Annotated in this window: 9 protein-coding genes, 1 tRNA gene and 2 pseudogenes; 5 read left to right on the top strand and 7 right to left on the bottom strand. The window is 63.2% G+C overall.

The genetic code is table 11. The annotated features are described in order from the left end of the window. Position 1 precedes the first annotated feature (1 nt). Complete coding sequence (locus AAFP35_RS04160) at positions 2–1,192, bottom strand: FhaA domain-containing protein (RefSeq protein ID WP_419220283.1); 1,191 nt, start codon at positions 1,190–1,192, stop codon at positions 2–4. 382 nt (positions 1,193–1,574) lie between these two features. On the opposite strand from AAFP35_RS04160, the gene AAFP35_RS04155 reads away from it, so the two are divergent. Then, positions 1,575–1,660: transfer RNA gene (locus tag AAFP35_RS04155), tRNA-Leu, on the top strand. A 269-nt stretch (positions 1,661–1,929) separates the two neighbouring features. Here the strand turns inward: AAFP35_RS04155 and AAFP35_RS04150 are convergent. The 3 genes and pseudogenes from AAFP35_RS04150 to AAFP35_RS04140 all read right to left on the bottom strand — a co-directional run bounded on the left by AAFP35_RS04150 (position 1,930) and on the right by AAFP35_RS04140 (position 9,006). Further along, entirely contained in the window at positions 1,930–2,841 is a 912-nt protein-coding gene (locus AAFP35_RS04150; protein WP_419220282.1) for a hypothetical protein, read from the bottom strand. A 194-nt stretch (positions 2,842–3,035) separates the two neighbouring features. Then, a complete protein-coding gene (locus tag AAFP35_RS04145; protein ID WP_419220281.1) occupies positions 3,036–3,929 on the bottom strand; it encodes an Abi family protein in 894 nt (297 codons plus the stop codon). Between the two features lie 202 nt (positions 3,930–4,131). Continuing rightward, positions 4,132–9,006, bottom strand: a pseudogene (locus tag AAFP35_RS04140) (DEAD/DEAH box helicase). A 194-nt stretch (positions 9,007–9,200) separates the two neighbouring features. Here AAFP35_RS04140 and AAFP35_RS04135 point away from each other — a divergent pair. Then, positions 9,201–9,720 (top strand): annotated as a pseudogene (locus tag AAFP35_RS04135) (ATP-binding protein); the annotation flags it as partial. A 245-nt stretch (positions 9,721–9,965) separates the two neighbouring features. Here AAFP35_RS04135 and AAFP35_RS04130 read toward each other — a convergent pair. Both AAFP35_RS04130 and AAFP35_RS04125 read right to left on the bottom strand, forming a co-directional pair. Then, positions 9,966–11,642, bottom strand: a complete 1,677-nt coding sequence (locus AAFP35_RS04130) for a UvrD-helicase domain-containing protein (protein ID WP_419220280.1) — start codon at positions 11,640–11,642, stop codon at positions 9,966–9,968. Then, a complete protein-coding gene (locus AAFP35_RS04125) occupies positions 11,639–13,258 on the bottom strand; it encodes an ATP-dependent nuclease (protein WP_419220279.1) in 1,620 nt (539 codons plus the stop codon). Before AAFP35_RS04125 ends, AAFP35_RS04130 begins: the two co-directional genes overlap by 4 nt. Before the next feature lie 309 nt (positions 13,259–13,567). On the opposite strand from AAFP35_RS04125, the gene AAFP35_RS04120 reads away from it, so the two are divergent. The 3 genes from AAFP35_RS04120 to AAFP35_RS04110 all read left to right on the top strand — a co-directional run bounded on the left by AAFP35_RS04120 (position 13,568) and on the right by AAFP35_RS04110 (position 16,234). Then, complete coding sequence (locus AAFP35_RS04120) at positions 13,568–13,984, top strand: hypothetical protein (protein WP_419220278.1); 417 nt, start codon at positions 13,568–13,570, stop codon at positions 13,982–13,984. Positions 13,985–14,765: 781 nt separating this feature from the next. Next, entirely contained in the window at positions 14,766–15,395 is a 630-nt protein-coding gene (locus AAFP35_RS04115; RefSeq protein ID WP_419220277.1) for a TetR/AcrR family transcriptional regulator, read from the top strand. 5 nt (positions 15,396–15,400) lie between these two features. After that, positions 15,401–16,234, top strand: coding sequence for an SDR family NAD(P)-dependent oxidoreductase (locus AAFP35_RS04110; protein WP_419220450.1), 834 nt, complete (start codon positions 15,401–15,403; stop codon positions 16,232–16,234). Here AAFP35_RS04110 and AAFP35_RS04105 read toward each other — a convergent pair. Continuing rightward, positions 16,223–16,624, bottom strand: coding sequence for a DUF488 domain-containing protein (locus AAFP35_RS04105; RefSeq protein ID WP_419220276.1), 402 nt, complete (start codon positions 16,622–16,624; stop codon positions 16,223–16,225). The genes AAFP35_RS04110 and AAFP35_RS04105 overlap by 12 nt on opposite strands. Positions 16,625–17,159 lie beyond the last annotated feature (535 nt).

Genomic DNA, 17,159 nt, shown 5'->3' with positions numbered 1-17,159 from the left:
GCTACTGGAACCGGACGGAGATGTCGGAGTGGCCGATGCGGATACGGTCGCCGTCGGCGAGCTCCCAGCTGCTCACCTGCAGGTCATTGACGGTGGTGCCGTTGGTGGAGTTCAGATCGCTGAGCATCGCGGTCTGGCCGTCCCAGCGGATCTCGACGTGGCGACGCGAGACGCCGGTGTCCGGCAGACGGAACTGTGCGTCCTGTCCGCGGCCGATGATGTTGGATCCGTCACGCAGCTGGAAAGTCCGGTTGCTGCCGTCCTCGAGCAGCAGCGTGATGGAGGCCGGCGCGTAGGCACCCGGCTGGCCGTAGTCGTACCCGCCCTGCTGGTAGCCGTAGCCCGGCTGCGGCTGACCGTAACCCTGCTGCTGGTAATCGGCCTGCTGGTAGTCGTAGCCGACCTGCTGCCCGTAGGCCTGGTCGTAACCGGGCTGCTGGCCGTAACCCTGGTCGTAGCCGGGCTGCTGGCCGTAGCCCTGGTCGTATCCCTGTTGGGTGTAGCCGGGCTGGCCGTATCCCTGGTCGTAGCCGGGCTGGCTGTAGCCGGGCTGCTGGCCGTAGCCCTGGTCGTATCCCTGTTGGGTGTAGCCGGGCTGGCCGTATCCCTGGTCGTAACCGGGCTGGTCGTAGCCGCTCTGCTGGTAGTCGTAGCCGCCTTCTTGGCCACCCTGGTCGAACGCCGGGTCGGCGGCACCCCTGCGCTGGTCGTATCCGGGGTTGTTGGTCATCTCTGGGGCTCCTACTGGTTGGTTGGCACGTACTTGGTGCTGTTGTCCTCGTGGTCCGGACGGCCCGGATGGCACCGGGCGCGGTCTCACGTCCGGATTCACCGCTCCGCGCGCACGGAACATGCCGGTATGCAATGACGGCGACTGATCGAACTCTACGACGACCCTGCCGTAGGTCTGCCAGCCGTTGTCGGCGATGTAATTCTCTAGGTGCTTCGAGAAGGTCCGACGATTGAGCTCGTACTCGGCCGCGATGTGGGTGAAGTCGGTCGGACTGAACAGCAAGGTGTAGCTGTTCGGTGCCAGGATCGCGCCGTCACCGAGGTCTTCGAGGGCCCCCTCGGCCTCCCGCTGCAGACCGTTCTCGATCTCCTGCGGAGCGACCTGACCTCCGAAAACCCGCGCGAACCCGCCGTCGACGGCGCCCTCGAGTTTGCGCTCGATGCGCTGCAGAATTCCCACCGTCGACCTCCCTTCGCGGCTTGACTCACACGGCTTCTGGCGTGTCGCCGTGCATGTGGCCTTGATAGATGATACCGATTCTGCCCATTACGCCCCGGTTCCCGTCAATGCAGCACCGTACGCAACACCGGTATCACCGAGATTGTTGTCTCCACGTTATCTTCTCGTCGAGGGTGACCTGCGTGTTCAGCGCACATTCCCGATGCTGAACAGCCCATAGAACTCAGCAAACGCGGACCCACCAGCCAAATCTGTGCGTTGCTACACCCACTTTTGCCAGGAAAATCCGCGCCCTACCCGCCGCAGGCGGTCACGGATCGAGCCGGTTTGGCATCGGACCCGGCATCTTGCTATCGTCTTCCAGTCTCACGCAGACAGCCACGGGCGAGTGGCGGAATGGCAGACGCGCTGGCTTCAGGTGCCAGTGTCCTTCGGGACGTGGGGGTTCAAGTCCCCCTTCGCCCACCACGAGCAGTTCAGCTCAATTCGGTACATAGGGTCAGGTTGCGGATATGCGGCCTGACCTTTTGTTATTTCGGGAGTTACGGCGAGTTCTGGAGGATCGCCCTTGATCGGGGACCCTGCCGGGCAGCGTCCCCGGTGAACCTCCTCCACTCGATTCAGTCGTGCTCGCATTCAAGGCGCATGTGGCTGCAAACGCGATTCCGAGCTAAGACTCGCTCAGAGGGCGTGTGTCGACGAAGTGAGCGCCGTGAGCACGTCGGAGTCCGACGAAGTCACCGCCGTGGTTGCGGGTCCTCCCGGGCGTCCACGACGACGTTGTCCGTCAGGTGGTCGACGCCTAGACGGACCCACTCGCACATCGCGTTGAAGTCGTCCCATGAGATCGGCTCGGCCGAGTTGCGTTCGGCCATCATGCGCAGCACCGCATCCCGGTCCAGACTCCAAAGCTCGCAGAGGCGATCCGCCGCAGCGACGCACACATCCATCGCGAAGCAGAAGTTGCGGAGCGTCGCGCACCACGTGTAGTTCGTGCCCTTCTGCTCCTGGATCACCGCCAGCGTCAGCCACGTAGCGTTGCCGTGCGTGGGCCTGCTTAGCTCGTCGTAGGCCAGCGCGTGCGGGAAGTGCCTCTCGATCAGTGTGCGGTTGCTGCCGACAGTCTGGCGCGCGACGTCGGAGAAGGTCGATCCCGTCCTCGCGCGCCACCTTTGCCAATCGTCGATCAGCTTCTTTGCGCCCATGTCGTTCGACGACTTGTACTCCTGCAGGCTGGACTTGAACAGCTCGTGGGTTCTCAGCACCCGCTGCTTCCAATCGATCGCGGGGTCTGACAGATACATCGCCTTCGACGAGTGTTCGGCGGCCGTCCGCGCCAGCGCAGCGGAGCCGATGTGCATCGGATGGTCCTTGCGGATCAGCTCGCTGCACGAGGACAGCGCGTCGCCGCACGAGATGACGTAGAACTTCGCCAGGCGGTGCGCGGTGAGCAGTGGCCCCTCCACGTCCGCCTTGCTGCCTACCTCGGCGTCGATCGCGTCGATCGACTCCTCTCCAGGCTCCTGGTAGGCCGTCGAGAAGTACGCCGATCCCAGAGCGAACTGAGCCACCGCATTTCCCCACAGCGTCGCCCGCTCTGCGAACTGGCGGATTCCGTCGAGTGTGTGGGGGAAGTCCTGATCGACCATCTAGTGAGCATACGAACGACCACCGACGGGCTGGCCCACGCATCAGCGCGCCCCTGGGTTAACTGCTGCGAACGCGTTCAAGATTGGCCGGGCTGGTTCCCAATTCGGTGCGAGTTGGGCCAAAGATCAACCTGTAACCCCCGAGGCCACAAGCACTCTCAGGCCGCTGGCGATACCCGCACCGAGATCGTTGGTTATAGGCGATGGTCCTGGGGGTTCTGTGGGTGCGACAGGCCTTTCCAAAAATCGGCGTGTTGCTTGTGGGCTTCCACCAGCTTCGGAAGCATATGCAATCCGGCCTTGCCGCGGTCGACGATGTCATCGAGCGAGGCGATGACGTCGAGTGCTGATCTGGGCTCGAACTGCCCAGCGATACGCTTGGCCTTGACTCGGACGTTGTTGGGGGTGGGCCCGGCATCGATGATCGAGTGGTTCCAGATTCGGCTGTGATGGGCGCACCGGTTGCGCATGTAGACCAACGCCCGGACTCGGTACGCGAAACCGGCCTTGGCGACGCCGAGGCTGGTTGCTACCGCGTCTGCCAGGGAGCCCTGCGCGCCTCGTTCGATGCACTTCGACAGCGTCCCAAACGACCAGGCCTCGACGGCCGACCACACGGGTAGCTCGCCGAAGTCGGGCATTCGATCGCCGGGGACGGCATACCGCAGGATATGGCGTTCCCGGCTCCGCTCGATGTCTCGCAGGCAGGACTCGACCGTTGGTTCGGAGCTACTGGCATCCGAGTAGAACTCGGCCTGCAAGTAGTGCCCGCGTGGCCCATGGTCGTTGGCGATGACGTGCGCCGTGTGGGTGCGCAGGAGTAGTTCGGCTGTTGTGAGCTGCTCGGTGAGTGCTGAGCGCAGAACTTGGTCGGCGTCGTAGAGCGCCCGGATCTGGTTGAGCGTGGTGCCGGGGACGAAGTTGTCGTCGCTATGATGCGGCGCAATCTGGAAGTACCGCATGTAGCCCGAGAAGCGGTAGTAGTTGTGAACAGACAGGAACTCTGCGCATTCGCGCTCGTCGTCAATGTCGAGTCCGCGGCTGACAAGCAGGCTGACCTGCTCGTCCCACGACAACGACGGCTTCACTGCCTACCTCGGAAAGAAAAGGCCCCTCCCATTTGAGCATCGCTGAGAGGCTTGGGAGGGGGTCGATTGCCACCAACGTAGCACCGCCGTCCGACAGTTGCCAATCCGGCTGCGGACCGTAGGGGCCGGCTATTCGACGGCGCGGCAGCTGCAACAGCCATGCTTGCCCTTGGCCCTGGACGTCGTGCAGACATTGGTGGCTTCAAGGCAGCGCGTCGACGATCTTCATCGTCTCGACGGCGACAGTGGTGACCTTGCGTATGAGGTCGACGATGTAGGTCGGGTCGTCGTGCTCGTCGCACCAGTCGTTGGGGTCGTTGACGATCTTCGAGTCCTTGTCGGTCTTGACTTGGTATCGCTCGATGATCCAGCCGAGGGCAGTTCGTGAGCCGAGCAGGTAGCGTTCGGCCTCTTCCGGGATACCGCTGATGGTCACGTACGGGTTGTAGACGATTGTGGAGTGATCACTCTTGTTGCGCCACTTCATCTTCTGGACGCGCCAGGTGTTGGGATCATCCGCGTCGTGGCCCTTCTTCACCAAAACATCCAGTGGGAAGGGGTCGGCCTCATCATAGTCGGCGTGCACAAGCAGCAGTTGCCGGCCGGCGTTGGCGAAAGTGTCGAACTCAGCGCGAGACTCCGGTGTCGGGATGTGGGGCAGCATCTTCTTCAGATCGGCGGCATAGGTGGCGCGGTAGGTCTGCGAATGCAGGAGCCCGTACACGAAGCAGAAGATGTCGTCTTTGCTGACGTCATCGCCGAGCTTCGACCGGTAGATCGACGTGATCTCGTCGGTGATGTTGTCGACGCGCTGGTAGCCCCATTCGTCCACCTCGTCCTCGCCCGTCGAGAAATCCAGCGCTCCATCAGCAGCATCTAGTTTGCGGTAGGTGTAGCGCGGGAAGAATTGTCCACCGCTGCCCGCGCCGGTGACGTGGAGGTTGGGCACGTCGCGAAGAGCCAGAACGGAGAACGGCACCGCAGACCCGGCACCAACTTGGTAGAAGCCAATGTTCGTGTGGTGAGGCGTCGGGAACATGGTCGGGAGCTTGTAGACCATGTCGTTCAACTTGCGGTCGAAGTAGACCCATCGCTTTTCGAACGGGCGGTAGGTGCCCAGTCGCAGCGCGTTGCTGTCGAATGTGTACGTGACGTCGCGTGCGAGATCCTGCTTGGTACCGCGGTTCCAGCTAATCTTCATTGGGTCGTTGTCGATGAATTTGTCGATGGCCTCGGCGCGTTCCTTGCGGTCCGTCGGCGGTTCGGTCTTCGCGAAGTCGTGAACCTGCTGGTTGTAAAAGTCGATCATGTGCCGCATGTTGCCTTCCACCCCAGACTTCGATGCGTTGTAGCACCACGCGTCGCGCGCTGTCGCCAATCCACGTGAATAGCCGTCAAAGACGCCGGTGCCTGCTCCGTCTTTGCGGCCGATGGCAGGGAATTTGCTGAAGGTGTCGTCACGTTGGTTGATCCAGTCGCCTGCAGCGTTGGGGGTGATGGTGGCCCAGTCGATGGTGGGTAGCGGGTCGGTGTCGAGGATTCGGAGTTTGTCGTCGCGGGTGAGGTAATCGCCGACGTCGCGGTAGTGGATAGTGGCGGGACCGGTATGGCTCGGGTCCTTGACGCCGATGAAGATCGCCACGGTGTTGCGACTCCCACCGCCGAACACTTTGCCACCCTCTTTTCGGCTGAGTTCGCCTGCGGTGCGTTGGTTTCCGCGGAGGTTGTAGACGTAGATGCTGCTGTAGTCGTCGGCGAGGGTGAGGCGCATGCCGTCGGCGGTGTTGCCGTCGATCCAGCCGCCGTTGGAGACGAAGGCGACGATGCCTTGGTCGCCGATGCGGTTGGTGGCCCAGCGGAAGGTGCGGATGTAGGAGTCGTAGAGGCTGTTCTTGTCGGTGGCGGTTGACCTTGCGGCGTAGGTGGTTTCGATGTGGCCGTCGAGGGTGGGGTATTTGATATTTGCGTTGTTGTCGTTGGCACTGTCCTGGCCGACGGAGTAGGGCGGGTTGCCGACGATGACGTTGATCTTGGTGCCGAGCTGTCGGGTGATGCGGTCGTTGTTGGCCGGGAACATTTCGGCGTCCATGGTGTCGTCGGCTTCGCTGATCTGAAAGGTGTCGGCGAGGACGATGCCGGGGAACGGCTGGTAGTCGGCGGTGTCGGCCTTGCCCGCGAGGGCATGGTAGGTGGCTTCGATGTTCACCGCAGCCACGTAGTAGGCCAGCAACATGATCTCGTTGGCGTGAAGCTCCTGAGTGTACTTGCGCGCCAAATCATGTGGAGTGACCAGTCCGGTCTGCATGAGCCTGGTGAGGAAGGTGCCGGTGCCGGTGAAGGGGTCGAGGATATGGACGTTGTCGGCGGTCAGCCCTTTGCCGAAGTGCTCGCGGGAGACAGTGTCGGCGGCGTGCAGTATCCAGTCGACGACCTGGACTGGGGTGTAGACGATGCCGAGCTGGGCGGCCTGCTTGGCGAACCCGATCTTGAAGAAGCGTTCGTAGAGGTCGGCGATGATGCGTTGCTTGCCTTCGGCGCTGGTGACCTGGGAGGCACGTAGGCGTACAGAGTCGTAGAAGGTGTCCAGGCTGGCGGTTTCGGATTCAAGTCCGCTGTCGCCGAGGGTGTCGATCATGCGTTGCATGACGATCGAGACGGGATTGTGGGAGGCGAAGTCGTGTTCGCTGAACAGGGCGTCGAAAACGGGTTTGGTGATCAGGTGCTGGGAGAGCATGCTGATCGCGTCATCGGTGCCGATGCTGTCGTTGAGGTTGTCGCGCAGCCCGTCGACGAACTTGCCGAACTCGGTTTCGATAGCCGGATCACCCTGGGCGAGACTGGCTTTGATGCGGGTGACTTGGGCAGCCGAGATGTCGGCGACATCGTGGGCCCAGTCTTCCCAATAGGTGCGGGTGCCGACCTTGTCGACGATGCGGGCGAAGATCGCCTGTCGCCACTGCGACAACGAGAACAGCGCCAGTTGGGAGGTGAAGTCGGCATCGGTAGTAGCGGACTGACCGTCGTCGGCGGGTCCGATCGTTTCGGTCTCGTCGGTGGCAGCGGGTCCGATGTGACCGCCCATCAGCGAATCGGTGCCGGTGCCGAGCTTCTTGACGTCGGCGGTGTTGAGGTTGATGGCGTTGACGTGGGCGTCGAATCGCTCGTCGTGGGATCGCAACGCGTTGAGAACTTCCCAGACGACTTTGAATCTCTTGTTGTCCTGCAAAGCTTCTGATGGACTCATCTCGGCGGGACAGCCACCGGCAGGATGATGTAGCCGTAGTCCTTGCCTTCGGAGAGGCGCATGACTCGGCCGACGGCCTGGACGACATCGACGATGGAGTTCCGGGGTGCAGAAATAGCACGGCGTCGAGGGCGGGCACGTCGACGCCCTCGGACAGGCATCGGGCGTTGGTGAGGATGCGGCATTCGTTGTCTGACAGCGGCGCGCTGATGCCTTTGAGCCAGTTGATCCGCGAGGTGCGTTCCAGGGCGTTGTAGGTGCCGTCGACGTGCTCGACGGTGCAGTAGAGGTCGGTGTTGTTGGTGGCGGGGTCGTCGCCGTCCTCGTCGTCGAGGGTGTCGCGGTAGGCGTCGACCACCGCGGGGAACATGCCGGCAACCGACTTCGACGATGCGATGTCTCGGGCGAACGCCACGGCACGGCGCATCGGGTTCTCACCGGGCGAGAAGGTGGAGCCGTCGATGGCAGCTCCGGCGCGTTTGGCCAATCCGTTCCAGCAGCCGACGATGCGGGTGGCGTCGTCGAGGCTCAGTTCGTTGTCGGGTCCGGCGAGCTGTTCCTGCATTGGGCCCGCGACCAGTGACTGGTCGACGGTCAGGACCAGGACCTTGTAGTCGGTGAGTAGGCCCTTCTCGACGGCCTCGCCGAATCCGAGGTGGTGAAACTCGGGTCCGAACAGTTCCTCGTTGTCCATGGACGCGACTTCTGCCGAGTGATCTTCGGCCTTGTCCTTGAGCTTCTGGTCGTAGATACGTGGGGTGGCGGTGAGATACAGGCGGCGGGCCGATTTGAGGAAATCGGGGTCGTGGACCTTGACGAAGTTCGACTCATCCGCCCCGGTGAGAGTGACGCCGGTGGTGCGGTGCGCCTCGTCGCAGAGCACCAGATCAAAGTCGGGCAGCCCGTTGGCCTGGGCGTCGGAGACGACTGGCAGGGACTGGTATGTGGTGAACACAACCGTCAGGCCATCACCGTCATCGGCACTCGTGAGAGATGCGGTGAGCTTCTTCGAGTCGGTGGTGACCGGGATAGCCACGTCGTAGGCGCGAGAGTCCTCGGCAGCTCGCGAGACCTTCTGGTCGGAACAGACAGCGAACGCGCGCACCGGCATCGAGGCCTGCGCGGTCCACTCCCGCAATGTCTGGGACAGCAACGAGATCGACGGAACGCAGAAGACGATCCGTGCGCGTCCACCGTTCTCGATGGCGGTGCGCTCGGCGATCTGGAGTGCCGCGAACGTCTTGCCGGTGCCGCAGGCCATGATCAGTTTGCCGCGATCATTGCCGGCGGCAAAGCCAACGAAGACCTTGTCGATCGCGCGCTGCTGATGCTCTTTCGGCTTGTGCCGGGTGAGCTGTTCCACACCGACAGTGAAGGTGTCGTCTGCCCACTCGATCTGCCAGTCGATCGGAGACTCGGCCAGCACATCGAGTCCGATGCGCTGCACAGGTTTGGACTGGTCGTCCAACGCGTCTTCGGCGTTCTTGCCCCATCGGTCAGTGGTGGAAATGATGATTCCCCGAGTGAATGGAGCTTTGCCGAGGGCGGTGAAGAAGCTGTCGATGTCTCCCTTCGACAGTCGGTGTTCAGGCTCATAGAACTTGCACTGGATCGCTGTCATCTCGCCCGTCGCGCGGGCGACGAGGTCGATTCCTGTGTCTGACTTGCCGTCGCGCCGTCCCAGTCGATCCATCGGCACACAGACTCGTAGCGCTGTGCGAGCATCGGGTCCAGTTCGAAGTAGCGGACCATCAGCTTTTCGAACTTCGTCCCGCGCTCCGAGTTCGACGGCGCTTGCCGGAATGCGTCAATGACTTCGTGGATCGACCCCACAGCTACGACTCCCTCGGCTCGGCGCTGACGAACTCATCTTGCCCTGCGGATTGAGACGCACTCCGTCCGACGCACCGATCCTTGCCGATCGACCGAGCAAGTAGGGCAGCGGTGAGCAACCACCGCGATGCGTAGGGCCTGGGCTCACGCCTCGCATCCGAGGTCAAGCTAGACCGTATCGAGCCCGAGCTCATGGCCCGCTGGGCACGGGGGAGTCTCATTTGGCGGTCGGTCTGGCTCGGGCTGCGGTGCATGCCGAGTCACGGCACGTATGTAACGACCGCAGCGGATTGGCGGCCCGCTGCCACAAAGCGGCGATCGAGGGTCGATGGGCCACTTGCATGCGGTTTCTATGCCGGACCACCGTTTCTCGTCCTCGACGAGGTTGGTTATCTACCGTTGCCCGCCGAGGCCGCATCCGTCCTGTTTCAGGTTGTGGCGCAACGGTATTTGAAGACCTTGGTCGTGATAACCACCCACCGCAGCGTCTCTGTATGGGGAGAGGTTCTCGGCGACCCCAATGTGGCCGCAGGCATGCTCGACCGGCTGCTACACCGCTCAGCGGTCCTCAGAATTGACGGCGATTCCTACCGATTGCGAGACCACCACGCCCCGATTAAACACCACCGCAATGCCGTCAGCTCGAGGCGCCGGCCACTACCCCGTCTCATGGCCATAGGCATCACGAGCCCCTACTCGTCACCGCTACGCTGAACCTGGCACACCCGAACTTGGGGAATTGCTTGTAGACACCCCTGGGGAATTACGTGACCGTCGACAGTGTCAGGCGAGGCTCCGCAGGCGTTAACCATTGCGGCGATTGCGGCTGTCACAGGAGGATTCACCTCGACTTGAGGCCCGTCCACGTTGCGCTGTGGATGAGGCCGTTCCAAAACTGCAGTCGATCCGCTACCCAACTCTTGGAATCCGTCCGTCGAAGGGATCGGGTATGTCGTCGACTACGATGGACTCGGCGGCAAGGCCGGAAGTTCCGCTTCCAGATGTGCTTCGATCTCCTCTGCCAAGGAGCACTGTGCTCGAATCCTGGGCCACCATCGGCTCTGTGTGGCCGGGTATGGCTCGTACATTCCGTCCGCCATCCGTGTTCTCGTGACGACTAGGCCGTGACGAGCCCTGGAGAGCATGACCAGTAGGACGCGCTGCTCCTCGGCCAGAGCGTCTCCCTGGCTGTTCCGCTTGCCCGGCAGGTGCCCTTCCTCCAGGCCGATGGCGAACACCCAGTCGAATTGCTGGCCTTTGCCGGTGTGCGCGTTGAGCAGGTGGACGCCGGGGCCGATCGTCTGTTTGTGGTCGGACGCCCTGATCGACTTCACCGCCGCCTTCGCCGTGACTGCGTCGCGCTGCTGCTCTAGAGCGTCGAACGCGTTGTCGACCAGTTCGCAGGCGTCGACGTCGGCGGGATCGACGGCGTCGAGCACCGCCTGCCGCGCGTCCATGATGCTCGCTCCATGTGCCAGGGTCGCGACGGTCGATTGGATAAGGGCGACGATTCCAGGGTCGTCGATCGCGAGGTCCCAACGGCGGACTGGGAAGGACTTCTCCTCCACGAACGCCGCGTCGATGCTCTCTCTGCGCCATCCCGCGCGAGCGATGATCCCGATGGATGCTTCAGGCATCCGGTCCAGGATCGATCCCGCAAGGCGCCTCAGCAATTCCGCCTCGGCCGCGCGGTCCTGGAGCACAAGGGCGGCGGAGCAGCCCCTGCCCGGCCACCGCTCTGGCTGCGCGGACACCAGGTAAGAGTCCGGATCGACCAGCTTGCTCACGGAGTTGACCGTCTCTAGCACCTTCGGCGAGGAGCGATAGGACTCGTGCAGCCTGATTGGCTCGCCGCAGGTCTTTCTGATTTCCTCCTCGACCACGTCAGGCGCGGCCCCTGCCCACGAGTAGATTCCCTGGAGCGGATCACCGGCGAACGTCCGCCTGGACGTACAGCTCAGCAGGGCAAGATCGAGCTGTTGCATCGAGAGATCTTGGAACTCGTCGACGAGTACCGCGCCGAAATGCGCTTGGTAGAGCCGCGCGACGGCGGGGATGCGGAGCAGGCGCTGTGCGTGCCGGAGGAGATCGTCGTAGTGCAGCTGGTTCGACTCCTGTCGCGACCGCTCCACCTTCTCCGCAAGCACGACCTCCGGCGCGGGACCTCGCTGCTGGATAGCCGCTAACACCTCGGCGTCCGAGAGCGGTCCTCGCTTGATCTCGCTCAGGATCTGCTCCGCGTCGTACATGGCGGGCCCGCCACCCGCAGTCTCCATCGCCCGCCGCATGGTGCTGGTCTTCGGCAGCTCCAGTTCATTCATATCGAGGCCGATGGTGCTGCCATGGGCGAGGACCACCTGCGTCGCGAAGCCGTGGAGGTTGCGGACGACGATTTGTCGACGCGCCCGTGCGTGACCCAGCACGGAGCGGAGACGCTCCTCGAGGTTAGACCGAGCACGCTTGGTAAAGGTCAAAGCGAGTACGCGCTGGTTCTGCTCGAGGAAATCGATTTGATGGGCGACGCGGTGCGCCAGAATCTCGGTCTTGCCGCATCCGGGTGGCGCGATGATCAGGAGGTGCGCCTTCGTGGAGGCCGCTGCAGTGCGCTGCTCTTCACTGAGCGAGAACTCGCTCACTGCTTGCTCAGCTCGTCAAGCGTGCGCACGAGACGCGACACGCTGCCAATCTTCTCCGCCGCATCGGGCGGCAGTACTTCAGCGATGCATGTCGCCGCCTCGACTTTGCCCTTGCTTCTGCAGAACTTCGCTACCGCCTCCGGACCGAGCTTCTCGATCGACTCAACGCCCGTCGATTGCAGCAGTCCCTGTTCCGTGCAGAGCTTTCCATCGATGAGGGCTTTTGCCGCAACCGGACCGCCGAGGGCGCGGGTGTACTCGTCCTCAAGGTCAATGTCGGAGATAAAGACCTTCTTGTCTACGACAGTGCTCCGCTTGCCTTTGAAGGCGTTGACCCACTTTCCGCTCTCCCGCTCGTCCACCAGTCCGAGCAGGGTCGGACCAAAGCCGTCGGGGCCGAGGAGCGGGAAGACGTTGCTGAACTTGTCCGCTCCGTCCAGTTCGACAACCACAGCGCCGAGCCGGTCGAGATCGATGCCCAGCTTCTGTGCCACAGCCTTGACGATCACCCGGTCGGCGTCGCCCTCGACGAGGACAACGAAGCGCGCAGTCAGGGCCTCCAGAAGTCGCGGTGACCACCAGTGCGCGCGCACCTTCTCGACCTTCGATAGCTTGGCATCTCCGATCTGGCGGCACTTGCCGTGGCGGTCGACCGCTATGACCTCCGAGGGTTCGAAACGATGGAGGATGTAAGGCGAATGGGTGACAATGATCTTCTGATTCCCTTCGCCGCTCAGGAGTTCGGCTGCTGTCCGCTGACTGGTCGGGTGCAGATGGATCTCCGGCTCGTCGATAGCGAGGACGTTCGCCGTTCCCTCGGCCAGGTCGAAGAGCGTCATAGACATGAGCTGGCGGACCCCATCAGACTGCTCCGAAAGCGCGACCTGGCTGTCGCCGCGGTTGAGGAAGATCGTCACGTCCTGGAGGACGTCGCTGGACGGATCGGTCACGCTCCGGACCGAGAAATCATCCTTAGTGACGTTCCGCGGCATCGAACGGCTGAGATGACTCGCGACGCGGCCGAGCAAATCCCCGACCGACTCGTTGCCCGCGAGTTCCTGGTTGAACTTGCCGAGGATGGCCTTCAAACCGTCCTCGTTTGCACCGAGATCGGCGGCGGCCAGGAGTGTCCGGACCGGGCTGTTCGCGCCCTCCATCATCGACGCGCCGCGAGTCGCCTTCAGATAGCGCCAGCCGAACGCCTCCAGCTGCTCGCGGCTGGGTGCTCGTTCATGACCGCTCTCCGGGAACCAGCGGCGGATAGACACCGATTCATCGTCCTCTGGGTCCACCTCGATCACCATCTGGACCCAGAGGTACTCGCCGACCTGGTCTTTAGCGATGCTGATCTCCGAAGGGAAGGCTCGACGATCCTCATCCGTGAATCCAGACCATAGAGCGTTTACCACGAGACGCTGCTCCTGATCGCGTAGGTCGCCGGGTTTGAGCGCCTGGTAGAGGCCAGCAGAGCTCGTCCCCAGGAGCAGGTTCAGCATGCGCAGGATCGAGGACTTGCCCACGTCGTTCGCGCCAACGATGACTGCGTGCCTGCGAACCTCGAAAGTCAGATCCTGGATCCGGCTGTGATTTGTGATTGCCACCTTGGACAGACGCATACCCGCTTCGCCCCCTCATGCTCTGGAGCGAAGGTCCTGCTCCGAATGTGCCTGCTACTGAACTCATTTAACCATCGGACTCGCCGGATCAAGCGGGACTAAGAATCGCGCAGACGCTCGTACAGGTTTCGATGTCGACTCACGGGCATGGACGGCTCCTCGTGCTCCAACCCGATCGTGTCCACTGCGGCGTCGGGAACTTCGTATGCTCGTCTCCGTTCAACCCACCGACACCGTGCCGATCGTGGAGTAAGTCGGTCGGTGTGTCACGGCCACGATGACTCGGATTCGACCTGTCAGAATCGCACCATGGCCCACCGCGCTGACTCTGACGAGTACTACGTGCTGACCCTCTGCGACGAGATCCTCGGCGTACCCGGGACTCGTCAGGCGAGATTCGACTGGCTGCGCGGCGATCCCTCACCCGCACGTGCGCGCGGCACGAAGCTCCCCGTGGACGGGTATTGGTCGGACCTTCGGCTCGTGGTCGAGTTCCAGGAGGAGCAACACTCGGCACCGTCCCCATTCTTCGACCGCCGGCATACCGTCTCGGGGATGGGTCGCGGTGAGCAGCGCCGCCGCTACGACGAGCGGAAACGGATGCTGATCCCCGAGCACGGGCTGCGGCTCGTCGTGATCGAGAAGTCGGAGTTCGTGCTGAGGTCGCGGAAGATCGACCGTGACCATGCGCGGGATCTCCAGGTTGTCCACCAACACCTCACGTAGTCCGGTGCATCCACTGGACGGCCACGGCAGCACCGGAAACTCCCGCTACCGCTACCTGATCGAACCTGACGCCCGAGCCTCGCAACTCTTCGACGGACACCGTTGAAACCTCGAACGAGGATGGAGTGCCGGACGTCGTGCCGTCGAGAGCAAAATCCGCCTGTAAGAACGAAGGCTCACCCCGAGAGCGGGGCTACATCATCCCCCGTATCTTGCAAGGTGCCACATTGCGTGCGAGAGCTGCGTATGAAGATCGCGCGTTGCTGCTGCCGGGACCAGCGTCGTTGATGGCGCTTTCGAGCGCGGCGATCTCTTTGTGCAGCACGAATCTGTGCGCTGCATAGTCCTGGGTGCAGCTCCTGGAGCAGAACAAGGGACGACGGCCGGGACCATCGCCTGGATAGTCAACGCGGTTCGCGCATTCTGGATGCAGGCATGCGGCTGTGTTCGGGTATAGACAGCGATGTTGTCGTAGCTGGTCGAGCGTCTTTGCCGGGGTCAAGCCGCGGATACTCATATGTCTCACCTACACGTCGTTGCCGACATCGCTGCCGGACGAACGTGTCCTTGTGTGTGGATACCACGAGCGGTTCAAAACCGCATCGAGTTCAGAGCCAGGTTGCAGATCAGCAGCCTGGCTCTTTTCGTTCTTCCCGGGCCGCGCCCGTGCAATCAGGCGGGCTCCGAGACCCATCCGCCCGCCGACCACGTGCATTCCCACCACCCTTGACGACGAATTGACCACCAGGTAACTTCCCCAACGGTCAATTCGAGGAGGGCGATGAGCACGGACGCCGCCGTCAGCAAAGCGGGCACCAAAGGTGTGCCGCGGCCCGAGCGTGAACAACAGATTCTCGATGCGGCGACCGACGTGTTCGGTGCAGCGGGGTTTGCACGGGCCACGGTGGCAGATGTCGCGCGGCGATCAGGTGTGTCAAAACCTCTGGTGCTCAACTACTTCGGCTCCAAAGAGGGTCTGTACGTTGCGTGTGCCGAGCGTGCCGGTGCAAACCTGGTCGAGCACGTCGAGGACGTGATGGCTCGGCACGATGTGCCGGTCGACCTCGCGTCGGCGGCCCTGGTCGCGGTGTTCGCCGCTCTGGAGCCGCGCCCGCATGACTGGAATGTGCTCAACGACCGCACCGCGCCGGACGGCCCGCCGTCGGATGCAGCTCGTCGCCATCGTCGTGCGATTGCCGAGCACTCGGCGCGCGGTGCGGCCCTACTCGCCGACGTGGCGGGGCTCGACGCAGACGACGCCTCGATCCTCACCGACATCTGGATGAACACCGTCACCGCGATGGTGCATTGGTGGTTACGCCATCCGGACCGCAGCGCCACCGAGATGTCCGACCGCGCACGACGCATCGTCGCCGTTGTCGGCAACCGATACCCAGGAGAAGCACCATGACCTCACTGTCCCTGTCCGGCATGATCACCGACCTGGCGCAGCGTCGTAGCTGGCTGCCCGGAGGGATCGAGAAGGCGTTGGCCGGACCGGGCCGCGACGTCGCCGGGCTCACCATCGTCATCACCGGGGCGTCGGCCGGGATCGGTCGGGAGGCCGCAGTCCAACTGTCCGCTCGCGGCGCGCATGTCATCGCCGTCGCGCGGCGTGAAGACGAACTGCGCTCTCTCGCAGACGAAACCGGCTGCGAGTTCCGAACCTGCGATCTGTCCGACGAGGCGGCCATCACGGAATTGCTCGCCGACCTGGCCGGTCGTGACATCGACGTACTCATCAACAATGCCGGCCGGTCGATCCGGCGCTCCATTCTGGATTCGACGGAACGACTGCACGATTACCAGCGGACCATGCAGCTCAACTACTTCGCCGCGGTGCAGCTGACCCTGGGACTGTTGCCCGGCATGGTCGAGCGGGGCCGCGGTCAGATCGTGAACGTCTGTACGTGGGGTCTGATGGCACACACCTTTCCGAGATTCTCCGCATACGCCGCGTCGAAGAACGCGCTGGCGATCTTCGGTCGCAGCCTCAACGCGGAGAACCGGCACCGCGGCGTCCGGGCGACGAACATCTACTATCCGCTGGTTCGTACGGAGATGATCGCTCCGACAGCCGAATACGATGATGTGCACGCGCTTGCCGCCGACGAGGCCGGACGATGGATCGTGCGGGCGGTGACGCATCAACCGACCGAGGTGTCCCCTGCGGCCCTGCGCGCGATTCTGCCCGCCATCGACTATTTCGCGCCGACCGTGACCGACCGGACGATCGCGTCACTGACCTGACCCGGACTCGCTTTCCGACGTCGCCGACGACCCGGTCAGGATCGCCTGCAGCACTGTCGCTTCACTGATGTCGGCACGCTTGGCCGCGGTCAGCAGCGTCAGCGTTCCCTTGCCGGCCAGTGTTTGCAGGTCGTCGAGGGCCGCGGCACGGTCGGAGTCCGACAGCTCCTCCCGGTAGCGGGCGGCGAACTCCTCGAACTTGGTCGGGTCGTGGGCATACCACTTACGAAGATCTGTCGACGGCGCGACATCCTTTCGCCAGGCGAACAATTCGGCCCGCTGCTTGCTGATCCCGCGCGGCCACAAACGGTCGACGAGTACGCGGTGCCCGTCCGAAGGCTCGGGCTCGGCGTAGACGCGTCGCACTCGGACGTCCGGTGTCGTCGACATCCTGTCCTCCTCGGCGGTGGCATGGCCGGTCCGCCTCACCCTAACCGGTGCGGAGGGCGCAGTCGACCGCCCGGCCGATCAGGTCAGGCGTTCACAGACTGTGGGACAAGGGAATTGGAAGAACATGGGCGTGTCACGCAGGTCGGCCGAGCTGTGGCCCGGGCTACCAGAGGAAACTGCCTACCGCACGAATGATGTTGAGGACGAGTTCTGAGATCAGTCCGAACATGAGAGGGCACCTCCCTTCGATGTCATCGCCGAATCGAAGGATCTCAGTGTAATCCAGATCACACCCGGTGGTCGATTACGTGCACCGATCAGATGACGATGCGAGCGGTAGTGCCGGAACGGTGACTGTGACCCACGGGCGCGCCAGAACCGTTGCGTGCCATCGTCATCGACCACGGAGGGACCGTCGCGAGCAGACCGTGGGCGTACCGACGGCCGTCGTGTGACCGCATCAGTCCCCGACGGTCCGGCGTGCAACGACGCCGGCCCCCGACGTGACGATCACCAGAGCAGCCCGCCGATGGCG

The organism is Gordonia sp. CPCC 206044, from assembly GCF_048537895.1.
Taxonomy (GTDB): Bacteria; Actinomycetota; Actinomycetes; order Mycobacteriales; family Mycobacteriaceae; genus Gordonia.
Note: the sequence above shows the minus strand (reverse complement) of the source record. Positions and strands in the feature narration are given on the sequence as shown.

Excerpts from the sequence above, each read along its gene's own strand:
- AAFP35_RS04120 (WP_419220278.1), top strand. The coding sequence starts at position 13,568 with ATGGCCCACCGCGCTGACTCTGACGAGTACTACGTGCTGACCCTCTGC.
- AAFP35_RS04115 (WP_419220277.1), top strand. The coding sequence starts at position 14,766 with ATGAGCACGGACGCCGCCGTCAGCAAAGCGGGCACCAAAGGTGTGCCG.
- AAFP35_RS04105 (WP_419220276.1), bottom strand. The coding sequence starts at position 16,624 with ATGTCGACGACACCGGACGTCCGAGTGCGACGCGTCTACGCCGAGCCC.
- AAFP35_RS04125 (WP_419220279.1), bottom strand. The coding sequence starts at position 13,258 with ATGCGTCTGTCCAAGGTGGCAATCACAAATCACAGCCGGATCCAGGAT.
- AAFP35_RS04150 (WP_419220282.1), bottom strand. The coding sequence starts at position 2,841 with ATGGTCGATCAGGACTTCCCCCACACACTCGACGGAATCCGCCAGTTC.